The sequence below is a fragment of the Streptomyces sp. AF1A genome (assembly GCF_047340315.1).
Lineage (GTDB): Bacteria > Actinomycetota > Actinomycetes > Streptomycetales > Streptomycetaceae > Streptomyces.
In genome coordinates this window covers 22,498-43,957 of sequence record NZ_JBLEBI010000043.1, presented here as the reverse complement: position 1 = coordinate 43,957, position 21,460 = coordinate 22,498, and the positions used below count along the sequence as shown (strand labels likewise).

The window sequence follows — 21,460 nt, the reverse complement described above, 5'->3', positions numbered from 1 at the left end:
CAGGCGAGGGCGGGTACGAAGCCGCCGCGGGCGGTGCCGGAGGCGAGCAGGGCGGACCAGTCGAGCGCTTCGGGGAGCGCGTCGAGGGACAGCACGAACGCGCCGCCCGCCTGCTCGGCGTCCGCGCACCAGTCGGCCATGGCGCCCGAGCCGGCGCTGCGCTCGGTTCCGTGGAGCACCGGCGCGACGAGGGCGGGTACGACCAGTCCGTGCTCGCCGGGGCCGTCCACGACGCACACGGTCAGCCGCGGGACGATGCTCCAACCCGCGCAGCGGGGCAGCTCGCCCTCGCTCGCGGTCAGGGCCGGCAGCGCGGCGTGGACGGGCGCGCCGGCCAGCAGCAGCACCGGCGTGGCACCGCGGACGAACAGGGTGTTCTCGGGATCCATGAGCACCGGACCACTGTCGCAGCCCCGCCGCCGGGCGAGGCGCCGGGGGTGCGCACGGCACCGCCGCCCGGGCACGTACCGGGAGGCGGCCCGGGGGAACCCGGGCCGCCTCGCCGCACAGCATCTGCTGCGCATGGTCAGCCGCGGCCGGCCTTGGCCAGGGCCGCGACGAAGCGGAGCGCGTCGACCGTGCCGACGCCGGTGGCCATGTCGTAGCCCCGGACGGCCTTGTAGCCGCTCACGCCCTGATAGCTGTTGTCCGTGCCGTCGCTGACGTCGACGACGCCGGAGCCCTTCCGCTTGCGGAGCTGGTACAGCGCCGCGTTGATGTCGCCCACGCGGTGGCCGGCCGCCTGGTCGGCGAGGGCCACGATGCCCGAGAACAGCGGGGAGGCCTCGCTGGTGCCGCCGGAGACGCCCCAGCCGGTGGCCGTCGGGTCGTAGCTGGAGTAGACCCAGGCGCCGCCGTTGACCGCGGCGGCCATCGAGATGTCCGGGGTGCCGCGGCGCGTGCCGACGACGTTCTTCACACCGTTCTGGAAGGAGGGCCGGGTGAAGACGTGGGACTGGCCGCCGCCGCTCGCGCCGTAGTCGTTGTACACGCTGTCCGGCTTGACGCGCCCGCCCTTGTCGTTCAGGTGGAGCTGCGTGCCGCCGATGGAGGTGACCAGCGGGTCCGACGACGGCCAGGAGTTGACGCGCTTCTTGTAGTACGTCGTGCCGTCCGCCTGCAGGTCCGTGGCGCCGCCGTCACCGGAGGAGGCGAGAACGGTCACGTGCTTGCGGTGGGCGTCCTCGAAGGCGTACCGCAGTTTCTTGATGCTGGTGAAGTCCCCCCTGCCGAAGCCGGGGAAGGTGTTCTCCGTGGCGCCGAAGCTCTGGCTGACGACGTCGCCGACCCCGTGGTCGATCAGGTACTTCTCGGCGCTCATCATCTCCGGCAGGCCGGTGGTGCCCTCGGTCTCGGACACCGCGGTCTCCACCAGGACGATCTTGGCGCCGGGCGCCACGGCGTGGGCCATCTCGACGTCCAGGGAGGTCTCGCCGGCCCAGCCGGTCATGTCGGAGTTCTTCGGGTCGAAGGCGGGCACCTTGCCCCACTTGACCACCTTCACCTTGGTGCTCGGCAGACCGAACTGCTTGCTGTAGACGTCGAGGTCGTGCTGGACCGTCGGAGAGCCGAACGAGTCGACGATGACGATCGTGCGCCCCTTGCCCGTGATGCCCCTGCGGTACAGCGCGTCCAGGTCGTACGCGGCGCGGTACTGGAGCGGGTTGTAGCAGTTGATGTGCCACTTGGCCTGGCACTGGCCGATGGGGAGCGGGCTGGCGACGCCGTGCACCAGGTTGTGCCCCACGACGGCCGGAACCGCCTTGGTGTGCGGTACGGCGGCGGACGCGGCGCTCGTGACGCCGGCCGGGGCGGCGGTCGCCAGTGCGGCGACGACGAGGGCGGCGGTGGCGGCGGACGCCGACACGCCTCGCCCGGTACGGGCTATGCGCATGAATTCCCCTGTGTGGTCGGGTGTCGACCGAAGTGGTCTCGCGCATCCCATCGAGTGAGTCATGCACCGGACAACCCTGTTGAACTCTAGATATCGAATCTTTTACCCAAAACCCACCTCTGCACGGGAGTTGCTCAGCTTCCCTGGGCCAGCCGGTACAGCTTCTCCAGCCGTTCGCGCGTCTCCTCGTTCCTGGGGGTGTACGTCACCATGCGCGCGCCCTGCTCCGGGCCCAGCCACAGGTCGGTGTGCTCCAGCGTGAGGTGTCCCACATGGGGGTTGAGGTACTCCTTGGTCTTCGACCGGTTGCCGACCACCTCGTAGCGCTCCCAGTTCTCGCGGAACGCCGGCGACTCCTCCAGCCGCTTGAGCAGCATCTTCCAGGCGGGCTCGCCGAGATGGTTGGCCATGGCGGCGCGCAGCCGCGCGGCCATCAGGCGCCGGGTCTCCTCCAGGTGCACGACCGCGGCCTGCCAGTCCGGGTTGGTGTGCACGAGGAGCAGGCAGTTGCGGTCCTCCGGCGGGATCGCGTCCAGGTCGCCCATGAGGCGGGCGTAGGTGCTGTTGTAGGCGAGGATGTCGTAGCGGCTGTTCTGGATGCAGGCCGGGATCGGGCCCAGCCGCTGCAGTGTCTCGCGCAGCGCCGGGGTCACGCTGGGGCAGTCCGCGGCGGGCGTCGGATCGGTGGCGCCGGCCAGCTGGAAGAGGTGGGCGCGCTCGCTGGCGTCCAGCCGCAGGGTGCGCGCGAGGGCGTCCAGGACCTGGACGGAGACCTGGATGTCGCGGGCCTGTTCCAGCCAGGTGTACCAGGTGACGCCGACCGCGGAGAGGTGGGCGACCTCCTCGCGCCGCAGCCCCGGCGTACGGCGGCGGGGGCCGCGTGGCAGCCCCACCTGCTCCGGGGCGATGCGCTCGCGGCGGCTGCGCAGAAAGGCGGCCAGCTCGTGCCGCCGGATCTCCGCGCCCCGGGCCGGCCGGGGGGCGGTCTCCTGAACCACGGTCGTCATTGTTCCAGGGTGCAGCCCCGGTCATCCTGTTTCCAGGTACTTCTGCTACCAGGATGAGGAGACTCTGGTACCCGTCTGGGCCGGGTCGCAGGCTCGAGGGCATGAGTGAGACCGTCATCACACCGGCCGTCCGCGCCCCGGCCGCGCCGCCCGCGCTCGGCGGCCCCGGGCTGTTCACCGTGCTGCTGGCCGCGGCGCTGCCGCTGGTCGACTTCTTCATCGTCAACGTGGCCCTGCCGACCATCGGCGCCGACCTCCATGCGGGCGAGGCCGTGCTGGAACTGGTCGTCGCGGGGTACGGGCTCGCCTACGCCGTGCTGCTGGTGCTCGGCGGGCGGCTCGGGGACCTGTTCGGGCGGCGCCGGATGTTCCTCGGCGGGGTGGCGGCCTTCGGGCTGACCTCGCTGGCCTGCGGGCTGGCGCCCGACGCGTGGAGCCTCGTCGGCGCGCGGGTCGCGCAGGGCGCCTCGGCCGCCGCGATGCTGCCGCAGGTGCTCGCCACCATCCAGGCCACCACCCGCGGCGCCCGCCGGGCGAGGGCCATGAGCCTGTACGGCGCCACGGCCGGGCTGTCCATGGTGGCCGGGCAGATCCTCGGCGGGGTGCTCGTCGCCGCCGACATCGCCGGGAGCGGGTGGCGGTCGGTGTTCCTCGTCAACGTGCCCGTGGTCGTGGCCGGCCTGTTCCTCGCCGTGCGGGTCGTGCCCGAGACCCGCTCCCAGCACCCGGAGCCCGTCGACGGGTTGGGCACCGTGCTGCTCGCGGCGTCCCTGCTGACCCTGCTCGCGCCGCTCACCGAGGGCCGGGCGGCGGGCTGGCCGCTGTGGACGTGGCCGGCGCTGGCCGCGTTCCCGTTCGCCGCCGGCGCCTTCTGGGCCGTGGAGCGGCGCAAGGACCGGGCGGGGCACACCCCGCTGGTGCCGCCGAGCCTGCTGGGGCTGGCCTCGCTGCGGCACGGACTGGCACTCATCGTCCCGTTCTCGATCGGCTTCAGCGGGTTCATGTTCGTGATCGCGCTGGCGCTGCAGGAGGGGGCCCGGCTGGGTCCGGTGCCGGCCGGGCTGGCGCTGGCCCCGATGGCCGTGGCGTTCCTGTTCGTCTCGCTCGCGGGGCCGCGGCTGATCGGCCGGTACGGCACCCGGGTGATCACCGCGGGGGCCGTCGTGCAGGGCGTGGGTGTGCTGCTGATCGCGCTGGCCGCGTGGCGGGACTGGCCGCGCCTGGACTTCGGCTCGCTGCTGCCGGGCGCGGCCGTGGCCGGTGCCGGGCAGGCGCTCCAACTGCCCAACGTGCTGCGGATCGTGATGTCCGAGGTGCCGCCCGCGCGGGCCGGTGTCGGCAGCGGTGTGATGGTCACCACCCAGCAGTCCGCGCTGGCGCTGGGCGTGGCCACGATCGGCACGCTGTTCCTCACGCTCGCACCGCACATGGGCATGCGGGACGCGCTGGTCATCACGCTGCTGGTGCAGCTGGCCGGGATCGTCCTGACCGGGCTGCTCAGCCTGCGCGCGCCCCGGACGGTGGGCTGACCGCACGCACTGCTCGGACAACTCCCCGTGAAGCTCCCCCCGTTGATGTTGGTCCTGCTGCACACTCCTTGCGGTCGGTTGGTGCGGGAGTCAGGGAGGCGGGAGCCGTCATGCCGCAGGAGAACAGCACGAGCAAGGTCAGCCGCTGGGACCGGCACGGCCGGGAGCACACCGTGCGGGTGCACCGCACCGGCGTGCAGCGCACGATCAGATGCGACACCTGCGGCTGGCGCCGAGGCGCCCAGTTCCTCCCCTGGCTGAAGGCGGAGGAACACCTGGCCGACGCACACCAGGCCACGATCGACCCCACGGCCGCCCGCCAGATGTCCCGCTGACCCGGGGTCGTCGCCGAGGCGGGCCGAAAACCGGGAAAGTGGGGCCTGGGCTGGGCAGACGCGGGGGTCGAGGGGTCGTTACGGAGCGTTTCGAGTGGCCGACGCAGCGGAGTCGGGTCAGCCTGGGATACGTCCGAACGAGCGACAGGAGATGACCATGAACTCCGCACTCCGCGACCACCGCTACGGCCGTGCACTGGGCGCCGGCGTCATGTCCGCGGCACTGCTCTCCGGCACTGCGGCCGGGGCCTCCGCCGCCACCAGCAAGCCGACCCCGAAGCCCGTCACCTCCTCGCCGACCATGAGGCCGCGCATGGTGGCGGCGGCGGGGTCGATCAGCGTCTCGGCCGACCACAAGGCCGTCAAGGCCGGGGACACCGTGGCGTTCACCGGCCGGGTCAAGGGCGTGAAGTCCGGCTCCACGCTGGTGCTGCAGCACCAGCACAACGGCAAGTGGACCACGCTCAGGACCACCGCGGTCGTGAACAAGAACGGCACCTACACGATCAAACGGAAGTTCACCGACAAGGGCACCGAGCAGGTGCGGGTGGCGACCAAGGACGGCACGTTCACCTCGTCGCCGGTCACCGTCAAGGTGAGCTGAGGCCCCGGACCAGCAGGTCCACGACGGCCGTGAACTCCTCGCCGACACCGGGACGGGTCCACTCCCGGGCGTAGCAGGGGTCGTGGAAGCGGCCGGTGGCATGGAAGACGGCCCTGGCCGCGGCGGCCGGGTCGGGCACCGCGAAGGCGCCCGACCCGGCCCCGTCCTCGATGATCCGGGTCAGCTGCGCCGTCAGGTCGGCTATGTGCTCACCGACCACCGCGCCGTTCTCGTCGGTCAGCACGGTGTAGGTCGCGAACAGCTCGGGATCGTCCCCCGCCTTGTGCCGCTTGGCCTCGAACAGCGCGGCGAGCCACTCCCGCAGCCGGTCCTCCGGATCGCGGTCCGCGGCGGCGATCACGGCGAGCCGCTGCGACGTCCGGTCCAGCCAGCGCTTGGTCACCGCCTCGCGCAGCGCGGCCTTCGTACGGAAGTGCCGGTAGACGCTGCCATGGCTGACGCCGAGCGCACGCGCCACGTCGACCACGGTGGCCTTGGCCGGGCCGTGGCGGCGCAGCACCTCCTCGGTCGCTTCGAGGATGCGCTCGGCGGTCAGGGTCTCGGTCGGCGGTGCCATGCCCTAGACCGTACCCGGCGTCACGGGCGGCGTTCGCTGTCGAGGTGTGCCATCTGCGCGGCCGGGTAGCGCTCGCCGGCCGCCGCGTGCGCCGGGACCGCCTCCTCGATCGCCGCGAGGTCGGCCTCGTCCAGGCTCACGTCCAGCGCGCCGAGCGACTCGGCCAGCCGCTCCCGGGTGCGGGCGCCGACCAGCGGCACGATGTCCTCGCCGCGGGAGAGGACCCACGCGATGGCGATCTGCGCCACCGTCACCCCCTTCTGCTCGGCGATCTTGCGCAGCGCCTCGACCAGGTCCAGGTTGTGCTGGAGGTTCTCGCCCTGGAAGCGGGGCGAGTGGGCGCGGAAGTCGTGGGCCGCCAGCTGCCGGTCGCGGCCGAAGTGGCCGGAGATCAGGCCGCGGGACAGCACGCCGTACGCCGTGACGCCGATGCCCAGCTCGCGGGTGGTCGGCAGGATGTCCCGCTCGATGTCCCGGCTGATCAGCGAGTACTCGATCTGCAGGTCGGCCACCGGGGCGGTGGCGGCGGCCCGCCGGATGGTCTCGGCGCCGACCTCGCTCAGTCCGACGTGCCGCACGTGCCCCTTCTCGACCAGCTCGGCGATCGCCCCGACGGTCTCCTCGATCGGCACGTCCGGGTCGAGGCGGGCGATCCGGTAGACGTCGATGTGGTCGACGCCCAGGCGCTGCAGGGAGTAGGCGGCGAAGTTCTTCACGGCGGCGGGGCGGCCGTCGTAGCCGCCCCAGTTGCCGTCCGGGTCGCGCAGGGCGCCGAACTTCACGCTGACCAGGGCCCGTTCACGGCTCGCGGCGGGCGCGGTGCGCAGGGCCTCGCCGATCAGCATCTCGTTGTGCCCCATGGCGTAGAAGTCGCCGGTGTCGAGGAGGGTGACGCCCGCGTCGAGGGCGGCGTGGATCGTCGCGATGGACTCGGCGCGGTCGGCGTCGCCGTACAGGGCGGACATGCCCATGCAGCCGAGGCCGAGGGCGGAGACCTGGGGTCCGGTGGTTCCGAGGGTTCGGGTTCGCATCGTCATGGCCCCACCCTGCCATGACAGATGACAGATTTCAATTTTTGTCATTCCAATCTCGCCGGCCGGCGCTCGACACGGGCCCTGTCGTGCGGGGAGGCCGGTGAAGGAAGCCCACGGCCGAACGCGAAAAAGCCCGCCCTCCAGCCGACCGGGTCGGTTGGAGGGCGGGCAGTGACCGGAAGGCCGGCCGCGGACGTCAGCAGCCGACGAGGCGCCCGGCGAGGTAGCCCTCGATCTGGTCCAGCGACACGCGCTCCTGCTTCATCGAGTCGCGCTCACGCACCGTCACCGCGTTGTCGTCGAGCGTGTCGAAGTCCACGGTCACGCAGTACGGCGTGCCGATCTCGTCCTGGCGACGGTAGCGGCGGCCGATGGCGCCGGCGTCGTCGAACTCGATGTTCCAGTTGCGGCGCAGGGCCTGGGCGAGGCCCTTGGCCTTCGGGGACAGTTCGGCGTTGCGGGAGAGCGGCAGCACGGCCACCTTCACCGGCGCGAGGCGCGGGTCGAGCCGCAGCACGGTGCGCTTCTCCAGCTTGCCCTTGGCGTTGGGCGCCTCGTCCTCGATGTAGGCGTCGAGCAGGAACGCAAGCATCGCGCGGCCGACACCGGCCGCCGGCTCGATGACGTACGGCGTCCAGCGCTCGCCGGCCTCCTGGTCGAAGTAGGAGAGGTCCTGGCCGGAGGCCTTGGCGTGGGCGGAGAGGTCGTAGTCGGTGCGGTTGGCGACACCCTCCAGCTCGCCCCACTCGCTGCCGCCGAAGTTGAAGCGGTACTCGATGTCAGCGGTGCGCTTGGAGTAGTGGGAGAGCTTCTCCTTCGGGTGCTCGTACCACCGCATGTTCTCCTCGCGCAGGCCGAGACCGGTGTACCAGTTCCAGCGCTGCTCCATCCAGTACTCCTGCCACTTCTCGTCCTCGCCCGGCTTGACGAAGAACTCCATCTCCATCTGCTCGAACTCGCGGGTGCGGAAGATGAAGTTGCCGGGCGTGATCTCGTTGCGGAAGGACTTGCCCATCTGGGCGATGCCGAACGGCGGCTTGCGGCGCGAGGTGGTCTGCACCTGGGCGAAGTTGGTGAAGATGCCCTGGGCGGTCTCGGGACGCAGGTAGGCGACGGAGCCGGAGTCCTGGGTCGGGCCGAGGTGCGTGGACAGCAGACCCGAGAACTGCTTGGGCTCGGTGAACTGGCCCTTGTTGCCGCAGTTCGGGCAGTTGATGTCGGCGAGGCCGTGCTCGGGGGCGTGCCCCTTCTTGGCCTCGTACGCCTCCTCCAGGTGGTCCGCGCGGAACCGCTTGTGGCAGGAGGTGCACTCGGTCAGCGGGTCCGTGAAGGTGGCGACGTGACCGGAGGCGACCCACACCTCGGGGGCGAGGATCACGGACGAGTCGATACCGACCACGTCCTCGCGCGACGTCACCATGTAACGCCACCACTGGCGCTTGAGGTTCTCCTTGAGCTCGACACCCAGCGGTCCGTAGTCCCAGGCGGCCTTCGTGCCGCCGTAGATCTCACTACTGGGGAAAACGAAGCCACGGCGCTTGCTCAGGCTGACGATGGTGTCGATCTTGTCGGCGGCCACGGTGCTCTCTTCATTACGACGACGGGCGTTGAAGCGAGATGCTTCCAGCGAATGATTCAGGTTACCGGCGCAGGCTCCCCCACGGCCAAATCGGCCCCCGCCCGGAGCCACGCAGGAGGCTTGTTGACAACGGTTTCCATGTTAGATGAAAATGAGTGTCATGAACAAACGACGCCTCATACCCGCCGCCGCGCTCACCGCGCTCACCGTGCTGGGAACCTGCAGTCTCTCCGCCTGCTCCGACGACCCGGCGGCAGCGGCCGGCACGGGCAGGTTCGACGTCGTCGCCTCCTTCTATCCGATGGCGTTCCTCGCCGAGCAGATCGGCGGCGGGCACGTCCACGTCACCAGTCTGACCTCCCCCGGCCAGGAACCGCACGACCTGGAGATCAGCCCCCGGCAGATCGCCATGCTCCAGGGCTCCGACGCGGTGCTGTACCTGAAGAACCTCCAGCCCTCCGTCGACGACGCGGTGGCCCAGTCCCCGGTGCGGACGAAGATCGACGCCGCCTCCCTCACCACGCTGGAACAGCACGGCAACGAGGTCGGCGGCCACGCGGCCGCGCACGACACGCAGCGCGGCGAGGAGCCGGCGGCGGGCAAGGACCCGCACATCTGGCTCGACCCGGTGCGCTACGCCCAGGTCGCCGAGGGTGTCGGCAGGGCCTTCGAGAAGGCCGACCCCCGGCACGCGGCCGACTACCGGAAGAACACCGCGAAGCTGGTCGGGAAGCTGGACGCCCTCGACCTCGAGTTCAGGCAGGGCCTCGCGCACCCGAGGACCCGGGTCTTCATCACCACGCACGCCGCCTTCGGCTACCTCGCCGAGCGCTACGGCCTCACCGAGGAGGCCGTCAACGGCCTCGACCCCGAGTCCGAACCGAGCGCCGCCCGCGTGCGGGAACTGGAGACCATGGCCCGGGCCGACGGCGTCTCCACCGTCTTCTACGAGACGCTCGTCAGCGACAGGACCGCGAAGACCATCGCGCACGACGCCGGCCTGACCACGGACGTCCTCGACCCGATCGAGGGCATCACCGCACGGTCCCGGGGCACGGACTACTTCTCCGTCCAGCAGGCCAACCTCAAGGCCCTCCAGCGGGCGCTCGGCGCCGAGTAGGGAGACGAGATGAGCAGCGAGCCCGTCCTGTCCCTGCGCACGGTCACCGCCGAACTCGGCGGGCGGCCCGTCCTGCGCGGCATCGACCTCACCGTCGGCCGCGGCGAGGTCGTCGCGCTGCTCGGCGCCAACGGCTCCGGCAAGTCCACGGCGATCCGCACGATCGTCGGCCAGGTGCCGGCCGGTGGCGCGATCGAGCTGTTCGGCACCCCGCGCCACGCCTTCCGCGACTGGGCGCGCGTGGGCTATGTACCGCAGCGGACGACGGCCGCGGGCGGGGTCCCGGCGACGGTGACCGAGATCGTCTCGTCGGGCCGCCTGGCGCGCTCCCGCTTCGGCGTCTTCCGCAGGGCCGACCGTGCGGCCGTACGCCACGCCCTGGAGCTGGTCCGCCTGGCCGACCGGGCCGGGGACGCGGTCGACGCCCTGTCCGGCGGCCAGCACCAGCGCGTGCTGATCGCCCGCGCGCTCGTCACCGAGCCCGAACTGCTCATCATGGACGAGCCGATGGCGGGCGTCGACCTGGCCAGCCAGGAGGTGCTGGCCCGCACGCTGGAGCAGCAGGTGACGGCGGGTGCCTCGGTCCTGCTGGTGCTGCACGAACTGGGCCCGCTGGAGCCGCTGATCGACCGGGCGGTCGTGCTGCGCGACGGCCGCGTCGTGCACGACGGCCCGCCGGCCGAGGCAGCGGGCGGGCACCCCCTGCCCGGCCACGACCACGTCCACCCGCACGCGGGCACACCGACACGCACAGGACTGCTGAACTGACGATGAACTTCCTCGACTACGCCTTCATGCAGCGCGCGCTCGTCGCCGCCGTCCTGGTCGGCATCACCGCGCCCGCGATCGGCATCTACCTCGTCCAGCGCCGCCAGCCCCTGATGGGCGACGGCATCGGGCACGTCGCCATGGCCGGCGTCGGCCTCGGCTTCCTGCTGAACGCCTCACCGGTGTGGATGGCCACGGCCGTCTCCGCGCTCGGCTCGGTCCTGATGGAACTGATCCGCTGGTACGGCAGGACGCGCGGCGACATCGCCCTCGCCATGCTCTTCTACGGCGGCATGGCCGGCGGCGTCATGTTCGTCAACCTCGCGCCGGGCGGCTCCACCGCGAACCTCATGTCGTACCTGTTCGGCTCGCTGTCGACGGTGGCCCCCTCGGACGTGACCGCGTTCTGCGTCCTCGCCGCCTTCGTCGTCGCGGTGACCCTCGGCCTGCGCCGCCAGCTGTTCGCGGTCAGCCAGGACGAGGAGTTCGCCCGGGTCACCGGGCTGCCCGTGCGGGCGCTGAACCTGCTGGTCGCGGTCACCGCGGCCGTCACGGTCACCGTGGCCATGCGCGTGGTCGGGCTGATCCTGGTCTCCGCGCTCATGGTCGTCCCCGTGGCGGCGGCGCAGCAGCTCGCCCGCAGCTTCGCCGCGACCTTCGCGATCGCCGTGGCCCTCGGCGTCACCGTGTCGGTCGGCGGCACGATCACGTCCTTCTACCGCGACGTCCCGCCCGGCGCGACGATCGTGCTGCTGACCATCGCCGCCTTCGTCGCGCTGACCGCCCTGGCCACCCCGCTGGCGCGCCGACGCGCCCGCGCGGCAGGCGCCGCGCGGCAGGCCGGGGACCCTGCGGAGCGCGCGATTCCGGCCGCGCGCGGGACCACGGACGAGATCACCGTCTGACCGCGCACAGCCCGGGCTGGCAGAATGGCCCGGGCAGAGGTGCAAGCTGAGGAGGCAACCGGTGACGACCGCTGGACCGCCCGTGAAGGGCCGCGCGACCCGCCAGCGGGCAGCCGTGGCGGCGGCCCTGGACGAGGTCGACGAGTTCCGCAGCGCGCAGGAGCTCCACGACATGCTCAAGCACAAGGGCGACTCGGTCGGCCTGACCACGGTCTACCGCACCCTGCAGTCCCTCGCCGAGGCCGGCGAGGTCGACGTCCTGCGCACCTCCGACGGCGAGTCCGTCTACCGCCGCTGCTCCTCCGGCGAACACCACCACCACCTGGTCTGCCGCACCTGCGGCAAGGCGGTCGAGGTCGAGGGCCCCGCGGTGGAGAAGTGGGCCGAGGCCATCGCCGCCGAACACGGCTACGTCAACGTGGCCCACACGGTGGAGATCTTCGGTACCTGCGCGGACTGCGCGGCGGCGAACGGCTGACCCAGAGGCGGGTGATGTGCCCGTCGAGCAGAGCCCGGAGGGCGTCCACGCCCCCGGGCTCTCGTATGCCCCGCTTGGGCAGCGCCGTGAGGCAGCAGGCGTCCTTGTCGCCGGTAGCGCCCGCGATCAGCTGCCCTCGGGCTCGCCCCTCATCGCGGCCTCCATGGCCAGCAGCTCCTCGTTCGGGATCGCGCCGCCGAAGCGGCGGTCGCGGGAGGCGAACTCCATGCAGGCCCGCCACAGGTCGCGGCGGTCGAAGTCGGGCCACAGCACGTCCTGGAAGACCATCTCGGCGTACGCGCTCTGCCAGAGCAGGTAGTTGGAGGTGCGCTGCTCGCCGCTCGGCCGCAGGAACAGGTCCACGTCCGGCATGTCCGGGTAGTACAGGTACTTCTGGATGGTCTTCTCGGTCACCTTGGACGGGTCCAGCCGCCCCGCCCGCACGTCCTCCGCCAACGCCTTGGCCGCGTCGGCGAGTTCGGCGCGCCCGCCGTAGTTCATGCAGAAGTACAGGGTGAGCAGGTCGTTGCCCTTGGTCTGCTCCTGGGCGACCTGCAGCTCCTTGGCGACCGACTTCCACAGCCTGGGCATGCGGCCCACCCAGCGCACCCGGACGCCCAGGTCGTCGAGCTGGTCGCGGGTCTTGCGGATGAAGTCGCGGTTGAAGTTCATCAGGAAGCGGACCTCGTCGGGCGAGCGCTTCCAGTTCTCGGTGGAGAAGGCGTACAGGGAGATGTTGCGGACGCCGATCTCGATGGAGCCCTGGAGCACGTCGAGCACCCGCTCGGCGCCGACCTTGTGCCCCTCGGTGCGCGGCAGCCCGCGTTCCTTGGCCCACCGGCCGTTGCCGTCCATGACGATCGCCACGTGGTTCGGGACCAGCTCACCCGGGAGCTTGGGCGGGCGGGCGCCGGACGGGTGCGGCTCCGGCGCCTTGTACTCGCGCCGCCGGCGCCCCAGGATGCCGCTTACCACCATGAGCCTCTCGTCTCCCTCTCACTTTTCCACGTACCGCAGCGAGCGCAGGCCGCGCTCCAGATGCCAGTGCAGATAGGCGGACACCAGCCCGCTGCCCTCCCGGACGTAGCGCGCCTCGCACGCGTCCGCCGTCTCCCAGTCTCCCGTAAGCAGCGCCCCGAGCAGCACCAGGGTCTGCGGGGAGGGTACGACGCTGCCGGGCACCCGGCAGTCGGCGCAGACGGAGCCGCCGGACGCCACCGAGAAGAAGCGGTTCGGGCCGGGCAGGCCGCACCTGGCGCAGTCGCCGAAGCTCGGCGCGTAGCCGTTCACGGCGAGGGAGCGCAGCAGGAAGGCGTCGAGGACGAGGTGCGGCGCGTGCTCCCCGCGCGCCAGCGTCCGCAGGGCGCCGACCAGCAGCAGGTACTGCTGCACGGCCGGCTCGCCCTCGTGGTCCGTGAACCGCTCGGCGGTCTCCAGCATGGCCGTGCCGGCGGTGTAGCGGGCGTAGTCGGTGACGATCCCGCCGCCGTACGGCGCGATGGTCTCGCTCTGGGTGCACAGCGGCAGCCCGCGCCCCACCAGCTCGCTCCCCCGCGCGAAGAACTGCACGTCCACGTGCGAGAACGGCTCCAGCCGGGCCCCGAACTTCGACTTGGTCCGCCGCACCCCGCGGGCCACGGCCCGCACCCGCCCGTGCCCCCGGGTGAGCAGCGTGATGATCCGGTCCGCCTCACCCAGCTTCTGGGTGCGCAGCACGATGCCGTCGTCGCGGAACAGACTCATGGTCCCCATTGTCGCCCATGCGGACGAGTGACCGGGGGCGAGCGGCCGACGGCGCGCGACCGACGGCGCGTGGCTAGGGCACCTCGCCGCGGCTGCGGGCGTTGGCGTGCGCCGTCGCCGCCCGCAGCCGCTCGGCGTCGGTCGCGCGCCGCACGGCGCCGGGCTCGGCGTCCCACTCCCGGCCGCCGCCGTACGGTCTGAGCTGGACGTACGGGCCCTCGTGCCCCATGACGATGCCCACCCTCCCGGTGCGCGTGTCCACGGCGTGGGTGCCGACGGGCAGGCTCACGGGGCCACCGCCCCGGCGAGCCGCCGCGCGGTCTCCACGGAACAGCGCCCGAGCTCGACGAGCGGACAGGGCGCCTCCCGGGCGACGCTCACCGGGTCGAGGCCCAGAGACGGCAGCACGATCCCGGCCTTTTCGAGAGCCGACCGCAATTCCTTCAAAGTCTCCTCCGCCTCTTCGACACACAGCGCCGAGTGTGAGGTTCGTCGTGCCTTCACGGTGCTCCCCTGCCTTGTCGAGTTTCACGCTTCGCACACCCACAGTGACGCTCCGCCTCTACAATCGGCAGCAGCCTGCGCCCTACAAGTACGAGGCAGGCCAAGGGGGTTGGCCATGGCCAACGGTTCACGTCAGGCGGTCTGGGAGTTCTTCGGCGCGGAACTCAAACGGCGCCGGGAGGACGCGGGAATCACCCAGGTGGAGCTGGGCGCACGGGTCTTCGTCTCCGGTGCCTACATCGGGCAGTTCGAGCAGGCCATCCGCAAACCCCAGCTGGACATCGCCCAGCGGATCGACGAGGTCCTGCAAACCGACGGTATTTTCGAGCGCCTGTGCCGGAAGCTGATCGACGACCGCCGCTACGCGGAGTACTTCGCGGAGGTCGTGGAGCTGGAGCGCGTGGCGACGCGGATCTGCGAGTTCGCGCCCGCGCTGGTGCCGGGCCTGCTCCAGACGGCCGGGTATGCGCGCGCGGTCACCCTCGCGATGAACCCGTTCGCGTCGGACGAGTACATCGAGGACAAGGTGTCGGGCCGACTGGAGCGCCAGCGCATCCTCGACGACGCCACCCGTCCCGTGTTCTGGGTGGTCCTGCACGAGAACGTGCTGCGCATCCCGGTCGGCGGACCCGCCGTCATGGCGAGCCAACTGGGGCACGTGGCCGCGCTGTCGCGGGAGCGGGCGGTGCTGGTGCAGGTGCTGCCGTACGGGGCCGGGGCGTACTCGCTCATGAACGGCATGCTGTCGCTCATGGAGTTCGAGGACGCGCCGCCAACGGCCTATACAGAGGCGGTGTATTCGGGAACCCTCCTGGACAATCCGGCTGTGGTGAAGCGCGCGTACGCGTCATACGATCTGCTCAGGGCCGCCGCGCTGGCGCCGGAGGCGTCCCGGGCCCTGATCGAATCGGCGGCGGAGGACTTCAGACGATGCGCGAGTACGACCTGAGCAACGCGCGCTGGCGCAAGAGCAGCTACAGCGACGGCAACGGCGGCAGCTGCGTCGAGGTGGCCGACACGGTCCCCGGCCTCGTCCCCGTCCGGGACAGCAAGGTGCCCGGAGGCGACGTGCTGGTCTTCGGATCGGCCGCGTGGGCGGAGTTCATCGACGTGCTGGGCTGTCCGGCCACGGCAGCGCATGCACGACGCATGCCGTAGCCGGACAATGGGCCGGCCGGGCCGGCCCCGGGGCGGCAACCCCGGGGGCGGATGACCCGGGCGGAGACCCCGGCCCGATTACGGCGGGCCGGGGGCTCCACGTGGGGCCGGCCGGTCAGTGGTTGTCGCCGCCCCAGTCGTCGCCGTGGTCGTCCCGGTCGCCGCGGTCGTCGCGGTCGTCGCGGTCGCGGTCGTGGAGCACCCGGAAGCTGGCCATGCAGGGAACGGTCGCGGTGGGGACGCAGGGAACGGGAGGCGTGCCCACGTTGGGCACCACGGCGAAGGCGGTGCTGTGCGGTCCGACCGTGGCGATGGGAGCCCCGTTGTCGCAGACCGGTCCGTTGAACACCTCGACGGTCCTGCGGCTGTCGTTGAAGATGTTCAGGCTGGTCGCGGGGAACAGGAGGGTCACCGCGACGCAGTCCCCCGGGCGGCTGGAGTAGCTGCGCTCGTTGACCTGGATCCGCCCCTCCTCCTCGTGGTGCCGGTGCCGGTGCCGCCGGGGCTGAGGCGGCGGCGGCACCGCGCCTCCGCCGGCCACCACCGCGGCGACACCCTCGTTGCCCTTGCTTGCCGTTCCGGGGTCGGCACCGGTGACGGGAGCGACCCCGACCCCCGGAACGGTGCCGGTACCGGTAGCGACGTAGGGCGCTCCGGCAGCCTCCGCCTGCCGGGCTGCCGACGCCTGGGCGGGCTCGGACGACGCCGAGGCGTAGGTGATGCCGCCCGCGGCCAGTGCCGCGGCGGCGGCGACCCCCGCGGTGACAGCGGTGGTGCGGCTGATTTTGAACATGCAACTTCTCCTGTCTGGCGAGAGACGAGCCGGGACGACCGGCATGTGATGAACGTACTAACCACCTGATTCGCTGTCATATCGGGCATCTCGACAGGGTCGCCCCAGTGGGCCGAACGAGCGACTTCGGACGCCCCACCGAGGCGCCGACATACGACCAATTCGTCCTGCAATGCGGCGACTTGATGCTGAATTAGCCTTTCAAGGTGATAATCTGATATATCGTCACCCTAAGAGCTGAGCGGCCGTCAGGATCGGATCCCCGGCACCCGCTGCCGGAGTCCCCGGCCGCGTCGCGGCCCGCGTTCCGCTCCCGGTGTCACCATCCTGTGCAGGAGGACCAGCCGAGCCGCGCCCCAGCACGCAGGAGCCGTGAATGACCTTCCCCGCCCCGCTCTCCGGTGTCGTACCGCCCGTCTGCACGCCCCTGACGCCCGAGCGGGAGGTGGATGTGCCCTCGCTGCTCCGGCTGGTCGACCACCTGGTGGGCGCGGGGGTGCACGGGCTGTTCGTGCTCGGCTCGACGTCCGAGGCGGCGTTCCTGACGGACCGGCAGCGCCGGCAGGTGGTCGAGGCGGTCGCCGGCCATGTGGGCGGCCGGCTGCCCGTCCTGGCCGGGGCCATCGACATGACCACCCCGCGCGTCCTCGACCACGTCCGCGCGGTCACGGCGGCGGGCGCGGACGCCGTCGTCGTCACCGCCCCGTTCTACGCCCGCACCCACCCCTCGGAGATCGTCCACCACTACCGCCGGATCGCGGCCGCGAGCCCGGTGCCGGTCATCGCCTACGACATCCCGGTCTCCGTGCACACCAAGCTCCCGGCGGACCTGCTGCTGGGCCTGGCCGGGGACGAGGTGCTGGCGGGCGTCAAGGACTCCAGCGGCGACCTCGCCGCCTTCCGCGAGCTGGTCACCGGCGCCCGCGCCCACCCCGGCTTCAGCGTCCTCACCGGCTCGGAACTGCTGGTCGACACCGCCCTAACCCTCGGCGCGGACGGCGCGGTGCCGGGGCTGGCCAACGTCGACCCGCACGGCTACGTCCGCCTCTACCGGCAGTGCCGCGCGGGCGACGGGGAGGGCGCCCGCGCCGAACAGGACCGGCTGTGCGCCCTGTTCGCCCTCACCCGGGCCGGCGACCCGGCCCGCATGGGCCCCGGCTCCTCGGCCCTGGGCGCCTTCAAGGCGGCCCTCCACCTGCGCGGCGTCATCGACTGCCCCGTCACCGCCGAACCGCAGGTACCGCTGTCGGGCGAGGAGACGGAGAAGGTCGCCAAGATCCTCGCCGCGGCGGGGCTCGTCTGAAGCCGGGCGGCTCGGCCGCCGCCGGTGGTGGCGCCCGGAAAGGTCACCCGGAGATGCGGCCCGGAGTCACCATCCCCGACTCGTAGGCCACGATGACCAGTTGGGCCCGGTCCCGCGCCCCCAGCTTGCCCATGATCCGGCTGACGTGGGTCTTCGCGGTGAGGGGGCTCAGTCCCAGCGCCTCGCCGATCTCGGTGTTGTTCAGGCCCCGCGCGACCAGGGTCAGCACCTCCCGTTCCCTCTCGGAGAGGCAGTCGGGGCCGCCCGTAGCCTCGACGGCGGCAGGGCTGCGCAGGAAGCGGGCGATGAGGCGCGCCGTGGGCCCCGGGGAGAGCAGGGAGTCGCCCGCGGCCACCGTCCGGACGGCGTCGAGCAGGTCGGCCGGGCGGGTGTCCTTCACCAGGAAGCCGGAGGCGCCGGCGCGCAGGGCCTCGACGACGTACTCGTCGGTGTCGTAGGTGGTCAGGACGAGGACCCTGACCCCGGCGAGGTCCTCGTCGGCGGCGATGAGCCGGGTGGCCTCGATGCCGTCGAGGTCGGGCATGCGGATGTCCATCAGGACGAGGTCGGCGCGCTCGCTGCGGGCCAGCGCGACGGCCTCGCGGCCGGTGCCGGCCTGCCCGACGACCTCCATGTCCTTGGCCGAGTCGATGAGCATCGCGAACGCGGCCCGCACCAGGGTCTGGTCGTCCGCGAGGAGGACGCGGACGGGGCTCATCGGGCCGCCTCCAGCGGGAGGACGGCGCTCACCTCGAAGCCCTGGCGGGGCAGTGGGCCCGCGTCCAGCGTCCCGCCGACGCTGCGGACCCGCTCCCGCATCCCGGCGAGGCCGAAGCCGGGGGCGCCGGCGGAGGCGCCCGCCCCGTCGTCGGTGACCCGGACCCGCAGCGCACCGTCGTGTTCGGTCACGCTGACGCGGACGGAGAGGTCGTCCCGGCCGCCGTGCCGGACCGCGTTGGTGAGGGCCTCCTGCACGATCCGGTAGGCCGCCGCGCCGACGGCGGGCGGCACCTCGTCGGCGCTCACGGTCAGGTCCACCTCGGCTCCGGCGGTCCGGGCGGTCTCCGCCAGGCCGGGCAGACCGTGCAGACCCGGCAGGGGCTCGCGGCTGTCGGGGCGGGCGGGGTCACGCAGGACCTCCAGGGTCGCCCGCAGTTCGCTGCGGGCGGCGCGGCAGGTCTCGGCGATGTCGTCGAGGGCGCGGGCCACGGCCGTGCGGTCCAGGCGGTCGGGGTCGGCGGCGAGGACGTGGGCGGCCACGGAGGTCTGGACGCCGATGACGGTGATGCTGTGGGCGAGCAGGTCGTGCAGGTCACGGGCGATGCGCAGGCGTTCCTCGGCGACCCGGCGGCGGGCCTCCTCCTCGCGGGTGCGTTCGGCGCGCGCGGCGCGTTCGACGATGGAGGCGACGTACTGGCGGTAGTAGCGGACGTCGACGCCGAAGAAGAGCACGGCGATGATCCAGCCGGACACCCGCAGCAGCTCCACGGCCTGGTGGGTGTTGACGGTGAGCATGATGGTCATGGAGACGATCAGCACGATGATGCCGGTCAGCACCGTGCGCAGCGGGCGGCCGGTGACGGCGACCGTGTACAGCGCGATGTAGGACGCCGGGGCGGGTGCGAGGTGGTTGTAGTCGAGCGCGTGGAACGGCACCGCGCAGGCCGCGACCGCCGCCAGGACGAGGACCGGGCGGGTGCGCCGCCACACGAGTGGCACATGGAGGGCGAGCAGCAGCGCCCAGCCGAGCGGGCCGGGGACGGGGTTCGCGTCGCCGAGGAGTGCGATGACGCCGGCGAGGACGGCGGCGGCGCAGGCCAGCAGGGCGTCGTTGCGCGTGCGGCGCGGCGCGGTGAGCGGGTCCCGGTTGATGGCCGCCATGATCCGCTCGGCTCGGCGGGGCGACTCGGCCGTCGTGGTGGTGGGCACGGGATACATCCTCCGACAGGCGGGCGCCCCTCCGGGAGGCAGGGGCGCCCGGCGCTTCACACGGGCTCCGGCAGCCGTTCGGGCCGTACCGGGTCGGACCTGCGGGACAGCCGCCCCGGCCACCAGACCCGGCGGCCGAGCGCGACGCTCGCGCTGGTGACCAGGTAGGTGCGGACGAGGAAGGTGTCGAGGAGCACTCCGACCGCGATGACGAAGCCGAGTTCGACGAGCTGGACGAGGCCCATGTTGGTCAGGACCGCGAAGGTGGCGGCCAGGACGAGCCCGGCGGACGCGATGACCCCGCCGGTGGTGCGCAGCGCGGACAGCGCCGCGGCGGCCGGTTCGGCGCCGTTCAGCGACTCCTCGCGCATGCGGTGCATGAGGAAGATGCCGTAGTCGACGCCGAGGGCGACCAGGAACACGAAGGACAGCAGACCGAGTCCGGGGTCCGTGCCCGCGAAGCCGAACAGCGGGCCGAACACCAGGCCGCCGATGCCGAGCGCGGCGCCCCACACAGCGACGACGGCGGCCATCAGGAGCAGCGGCGCGACGAGGGAGCGCAGCAGGGCGATCAGGATCAGCAGGACGGAGACGAGGACGATCGGGATGACGACGAGCCGGTCGCGGGAGTTGGTGTCCTTCAGGTCGATCTGCTGGGCGCTGGGGCCGCCGACATAGGAGCCGGCGAGTTCGTGCCGCAGTTGCTCGATGGTGGCGGTCTCGCCGGCGGACTGGGGCGGGTCGGAGGCGATCACGGAGATCTCGGTCCATCCGCCGCCGGTGCGGTCCGCGCGGGCGCTCGCGACGCCGTGCGTGCCGCGGACGGCGGCCAGGGTCGCGTCGGTCCGGCCGGCCGGGGTGATGACGTCGATGGGTTGCGCGGATCGCTCGGGGTAGGCCTTGGCGAGGGTCTCCAGCGCGGCGACGGACCCCGGCTTGTCGACGAAGGAGTCCTGCTGCTTGACGGTGCCCGGCAGGTTGAGGACGCCGAGGGCGAGTACGCCGAGCAGGGCGGCCCCGGAGGCGAGGACGGTCAGCGGGCGGCGCCCGGCGGAGTCGCCCATCGCCGCGAACAGCGAGCGGCCCGTCCTGGGCGCGCTGCCGTACGCGGGCACGAGCGGCCAGAACACCCGGCGGCCGAGCAGGACGAGCAGCGCGGGCAGCAGCGTCAGCATGGCGACGAGCGCGCACAAGACACCGACCGTGCCCAACGGGCCCATGCCGCGGCTGGAGTTGAGGTCGGCGGCGAGCAGGCACAGGAGCCCGGCGGCGACCGTGCCCGAGGACGCGAGCACGGCGGGCCCGCAGCCGCGCAGGGCCGCGCGCATCGCGTCGTACGGCCGCTCGTGGCGCCGCAGCTCCTCGCGGTAGCGGGAGACGATCAGCAGGGCGTAGTCGGTTCCGGCGCCGAAGACCAGGACGGTCATGATGCCGGTGCTCTGTCCCGAGACCTGGGTGCCGAAGGCCTGGTGGAGGCCGTAGGCGACGCCCGTGGACAGGTAGTCGGCCGTGCCGACGGCGACGAGCGGGACCAGCCACAGCAGCGGGCTGCGGTAGATGAGGACGAGCAGCACCGCGACGACGGCGACGGTCGTGTAGAGCAGGGGGCCGCCGAGGGACTGGTAGACGTCGGCGGCGTCGGTGGACAGGGCCGCGGGCCCGCCCACCTGGACGGTCAGCCCGCCCTGGTCGTGTGCGACGGAACGGACGTCGTCGACGAGGGCGTCGCGCTTCTTCTCGTCCGTGCCGGGCTCGTTGCTGGCGACCGGGTACATGACGGTGGTGCCGTCGCGGGACGGTACGGCCCGCGGGGCGGCGGTCAGCTCGTGCCGCCCGGCGACGGCCGCGACCTGCCGGGCGGCGGTCTGCCGGTCGGCGGCGGTGAGGCCGCCGTCGCGGTGGTAGACGAGGACCAGCTCGGTCGTCCGGCCGCCCGGCAACTGGTCCTGGATCCTGGCGACCTGGGTGGAGTCGGCGCTCGCGGGCAGGTAGTCGGTGATCCGGTCGTGCTGGACGTCGGCGAGCTTCGAGGCGAACGGCGAGACGACCGCCAGGACGCCGATCCACAGTGCGAGCAGCAGCCAGGGGATGGCGCGTCGTCGCGTATGTGTCTTTTCTGCGGCCCCCATGGATACGGGCCCTCCCTCCGGCGGAGTTGTCCGGTTGCGGGTCCAGACTTCCGGCGCGGAGGGCGGGAATC

24 protein-coding genes are annotated in these 21,460 nt (G+C 72.3%); 10 read left to right on the top strand and 14 right to left on the bottom strand.

Annotated features, from left to right (window positions below):
• The 3 genes from ACLU3S_RS15420 to ACLU3S_RS15410 form a co-directional block, all read right to left on the bottom strand.
• The coding region (locus tag ACLU3S_RS15420; protein ID WP_413952404.1) for a hypothetical protein at window positions 1-395 on the bottom strand (395 nt) is incomplete at its 3' end.
• A gap of 131 nt (window positions 396-526) precedes the next feature.
• Window positions 527-1,894 carry a S8 family serine peptidase gene (locus ACLU3S_RS15415; protein WP_413952403.1) on the bottom strand — a complete coding sequence of 456 codons (1,368 nt, stop codon included), beginning with the start codon at window positions 1,892-1,894 and terminating at the stop codon, window positions 527-529.
• A gap of 134 nt (window positions 1,895-2,028) precedes the next feature.
• Entirely contained in the window at window positions 2,029-2,901 is an 873-nt protein-coding gene (locus ACLU3S_RS15410) for a helix-turn-helix transcriptional regulator (RefSeq protein WP_413952402.1), read from the bottom strand.
• A 101-nt stretch (window positions 2,902-3,002) separates the two neighbouring features.
• On the opposite strand from ACLU3S_RS15410, the gene ACLU3S_RS15405 reads away from it, so the two are divergent.
• The 3 genes from ACLU3S_RS15405 (at window position 3,003) to ACLU3S_RS15395 (ending at window position 5,369) form a co-directional block, all read left to right on the top strand.
• Window positions 3,003-4,430 carry an MFS transporter gene (locus ACLU3S_RS15405; protein ID WP_413952401.1) on the top strand — a complete coding sequence of 476 codons (1,428 nt, stop codon included), beginning with the start codon at window positions 3,003-3,005 and terminating at the stop codon, window positions 4,428-4,430.
• A gap of 110 nt (window positions 4,431-4,540) precedes the next feature.
• Window positions 4,541-4,765 (top strand): hypothetical protein, encoded by a 225-nt coding sequence (locus ACLU3S_RS15400; protein WP_413952400.1) that lies wholly within the window; start codon window positions 4,541-4,543, stop codon window positions 4,763-4,765.
• 157 nt (window positions 4,766-4,922) lie between these two features.
• Window positions 4,923-5,369 (top strand): hypothetical protein, encoded by a 447-nt coding sequence (locus ACLU3S_RS15395; protein WP_413952399.1) that lies wholly within the window; start codon window positions 4,923-4,925, stop codon window positions 5,367-5,369.
• Here ACLU3S_RS15395 and ACLU3S_RS15390 read toward each other — a convergent pair.
• From ACLU3S_RS15390 to ACLU3S_RS15380, 3 genes are all read right to left on the bottom strand, one after another.
• Entirely contained in the window at window positions 5,356-5,946 is a 591-nt protein-coding gene (locus ACLU3S_RS15390; RefSeq protein WP_413952398.1) for a TetR/AcrR family transcriptional regulator, read from the bottom strand. The genes ACLU3S_RS15395 and ACLU3S_RS15390 overlap by 14 nt on opposite strands.
• A gap of 20 nt (window positions 5,947-5,966) precedes the next feature.
• Window positions 5,967-6,977 carry an aldo/keto reductase gene (locus ACLU3S_RS15385; RefSeq protein ID WP_413952406.1) on the bottom strand — a complete coding sequence of 337 codons (1,011 nt, stop codon included), beginning with the start codon at window positions 6,975-6,977 and terminating at the stop codon, window positions 5,967-5,969.
• A 199-nt stretch (window positions 6,978-7,176) separates the two neighbouring features.
• Window positions 7,177-8,559, bottom strand: a complete 1,383-nt coding sequence (locus ACLU3S_RS15380; protein WP_413952397.1) for a glycine--tRNA ligase — start codon at window positions 8,557-8,559, stop codon at window positions 7,177-7,179.
• A 160-nt stretch (window positions 8,560-8,719) separates the two neighbouring features.
• Here ACLU3S_RS15380 and ACLU3S_RS15375 point away from each other — a divergent pair, with 160 nt between their 5' ends.
• The 4 genes from ACLU3S_RS15375 (at window position 8,720) to ACLU3S_RS15360 (ending at window position 11,830) form a co-directional block, all read left to right on the top strand.
• Window positions 8,720-9,679: a metal ABC transporter substrate-binding protein gene (locus ACLU3S_RS15375; protein ID WP_413952396.1), complete on the top strand. Its 960-nt coding sequence runs from the start codon at window positions 8,720-8,722 to the stop codon at window positions 9,677-9,679.
• 9 nt (window positions 9,680-9,688) lie between these two features.
• Window positions 9,689-10,447 (top strand): metal ABC transporter ATP-binding protein, encoded by a 759-nt coding sequence (locus tag ACLU3S_RS15370; RefSeq protein WP_413952395.1) that lies wholly within the window; start codon window positions 9,689-9,691, stop codon window positions 10,445-10,447.
• A 2-nt stretch (window positions 10,448-10,449) separates the two neighbouring features.
• On the top strand, window positions 10,450-11,352 hold the full coding sequence (locus tag ACLU3S_RS15365; RefSeq protein WP_413952394.1) for a metal ABC transporter permease: 903 nt from the start codon (window positions 10,450-10,452) through the stop codon (window positions 11,350-11,352).
• A gap of 61 nt (window positions 11,353-11,413) precedes the next feature.
• Entirely contained in the window at window positions 11,414-11,830 is a 417-nt protein-coding gene (locus ACLU3S_RS15360) for a Fur family transcriptional regulator (RefSeq protein ID WP_413952393.1), read from the top strand.
• Window positions 11,831-11,956: 126 nt separating this feature from the next.
• On the opposite strand, the gene ACLU3S_RS15355 is transcribed toward ACLU3S_RS15360, so the two are convergent.
• The 4 genes from ACLU3S_RS15355 to ACLU3S_RS15340 all read right to left on the bottom strand — a co-directional run bounded on the left by ACLU3S_RS15355 (window position 11,957) and on the right by ACLU3S_RS15340 (window position 14,077).
• Window positions 11,957-12,808, bottom strand: a complete 852-nt coding sequence (locus ACLU3S_RS15355; protein WP_413952392.1) for an isoprenyl transferase — start codon at window positions 12,806-12,808, stop codon at window positions 11,957-11,959.
• A gap of 18 nt (window positions 12,809-12,826) precedes the next feature.
• Window positions 12,827-13,573: a DNA repair protein RecO gene (recO, locus tag ACLU3S_RS15350; protein WP_413952391.1), complete on the bottom strand. Its 747-nt coding sequence runs from the start codon at window positions 13,571-13,573 to the stop codon at window positions 12,827-12,829.
• A gap of 73 nt (window positions 13,574-13,646) precedes the next feature.
• Window positions 13,647-13,862: a hypothetical protein gene (locus ACLU3S_RS15345; RefSeq protein WP_413952390.1), complete on the bottom strand. Its 216-nt coding sequence runs from the start codon at window positions 13,860-13,862 to the stop codon at window positions 13,647-13,649.
• Window positions 13,859-14,077: a hypothetical protein gene (locus ACLU3S_RS15340; RefSeq protein WP_413952389.1), complete on the bottom strand. Its 219-nt coding sequence runs from the start codon at window positions 14,075-14,077 to the stop codon at window positions 13,859-13,861. Before ACLU3S_RS15340 ends, ACLU3S_RS15345 begins: the two co-directional genes overlap by 4 nt.
• 115 nt (window positions 14,078-14,192) lie before the next feature.
• On the opposite strand from ACLU3S_RS15340, the gene ACLU3S_RS15335 reads away from it, so the two are divergent.
• Both ACLU3S_RS15335 and ACLU3S_RS15330 read left to right on the top strand, forming a co-directional pair.
• Window positions 14,193-15,026: a helix-turn-helix domain-containing protein gene (locus ACLU3S_RS15335; RefSeq protein ID WP_413952388.1), complete on the top strand. Its 834-nt coding sequence runs from the start codon at window positions 14,193-14,195 to the stop codon at window positions 15,024-15,026.
• On the top strand, window positions 15,008-15,235 hold the full coding sequence (locus ACLU3S_RS15330) for a DUF397 domain-containing protein (protein WP_413952387.1): 228 nt from the start codon (window positions 15,008-15,010) through the stop codon (window positions 15,233-15,235). The genes ACLU3S_RS15335 and ACLU3S_RS15330 overlap by 19 nt, the downstream gene beginning before the upstream one ends.
• 115 nt (window positions 15,236-15,350) lie before the next feature.
• On the opposite strand, the gene ACLU3S_RS15325 is transcribed toward ACLU3S_RS15330, so the two are convergent.
• Entirely contained in the window at window positions 15,351-16,028 is a 678-nt protein-coding gene (locus ACLU3S_RS15325) for a hypothetical protein (protein WP_413952386.1), read from the bottom strand.
• Window positions 16,029-16,404: 376 nt separating this feature from the next.
• Here ACLU3S_RS15325 and ACLU3S_RS15320 point away from each other — a divergent pair, with 376 nt between their 5' ends.
• The gene (locus tag ACLU3S_RS15320; RefSeq protein WP_413952385.1) at window positions 16,405-17,331 is read left to right on the top strand and encodes a dihydrodipicolinate synthase family protein; all 927 of its coding nucleotides are present in this window, start codon (window positions 16,405-16,407) and stop codon (window positions 17,329-17,331) included.
• A 43-nt stretch (window positions 17,332-17,374) separates the two neighbouring features.
• Here ACLU3S_RS15320 and ACLU3S_RS15315 read toward each other — a convergent pair whose 3' ends face one another.
• From ACLU3S_RS15315 to ACLU3S_RS15305, 3 genes are read right to left on the bottom strand one after another with little or no spacing between them, the layout of a single operon-like run.
• Window positions 17,375-18,049 (bottom strand): response regulator, encoded by a 675-nt coding sequence (locus ACLU3S_RS15315; protein ID WP_413952384.1) that lies wholly within the window; start codon window positions 18,047-18,049, stop codon window positions 17,375-17,377.
• Window positions 18,046-19,269, bottom strand: a complete 1,224-nt coding sequence (locus ACLU3S_RS15310) for a sensor histidine kinase (RefSeq protein ID WP_413952383.1) — start codon at window positions 19,267-19,269, stop codon at window positions 18,046-18,048. Before ACLU3S_RS15310 ends, ACLU3S_RS15315 begins: the two co-directional genes overlap by 4 nt.
• Before the next feature lie 47 nt (window positions 19,270-19,316).
• Complete coding sequence (locus ACLU3S_RS15305) at window positions 19,317-21,389, bottom strand: MMPL family transporter (RefSeq protein WP_413952382.1); 2,073 nt, start codon at window positions 21,387-21,389, stop codon at window positions 19,317-19,319.
• Window positions 21,390-21,460: the final 71 nt, after the last annotated feature.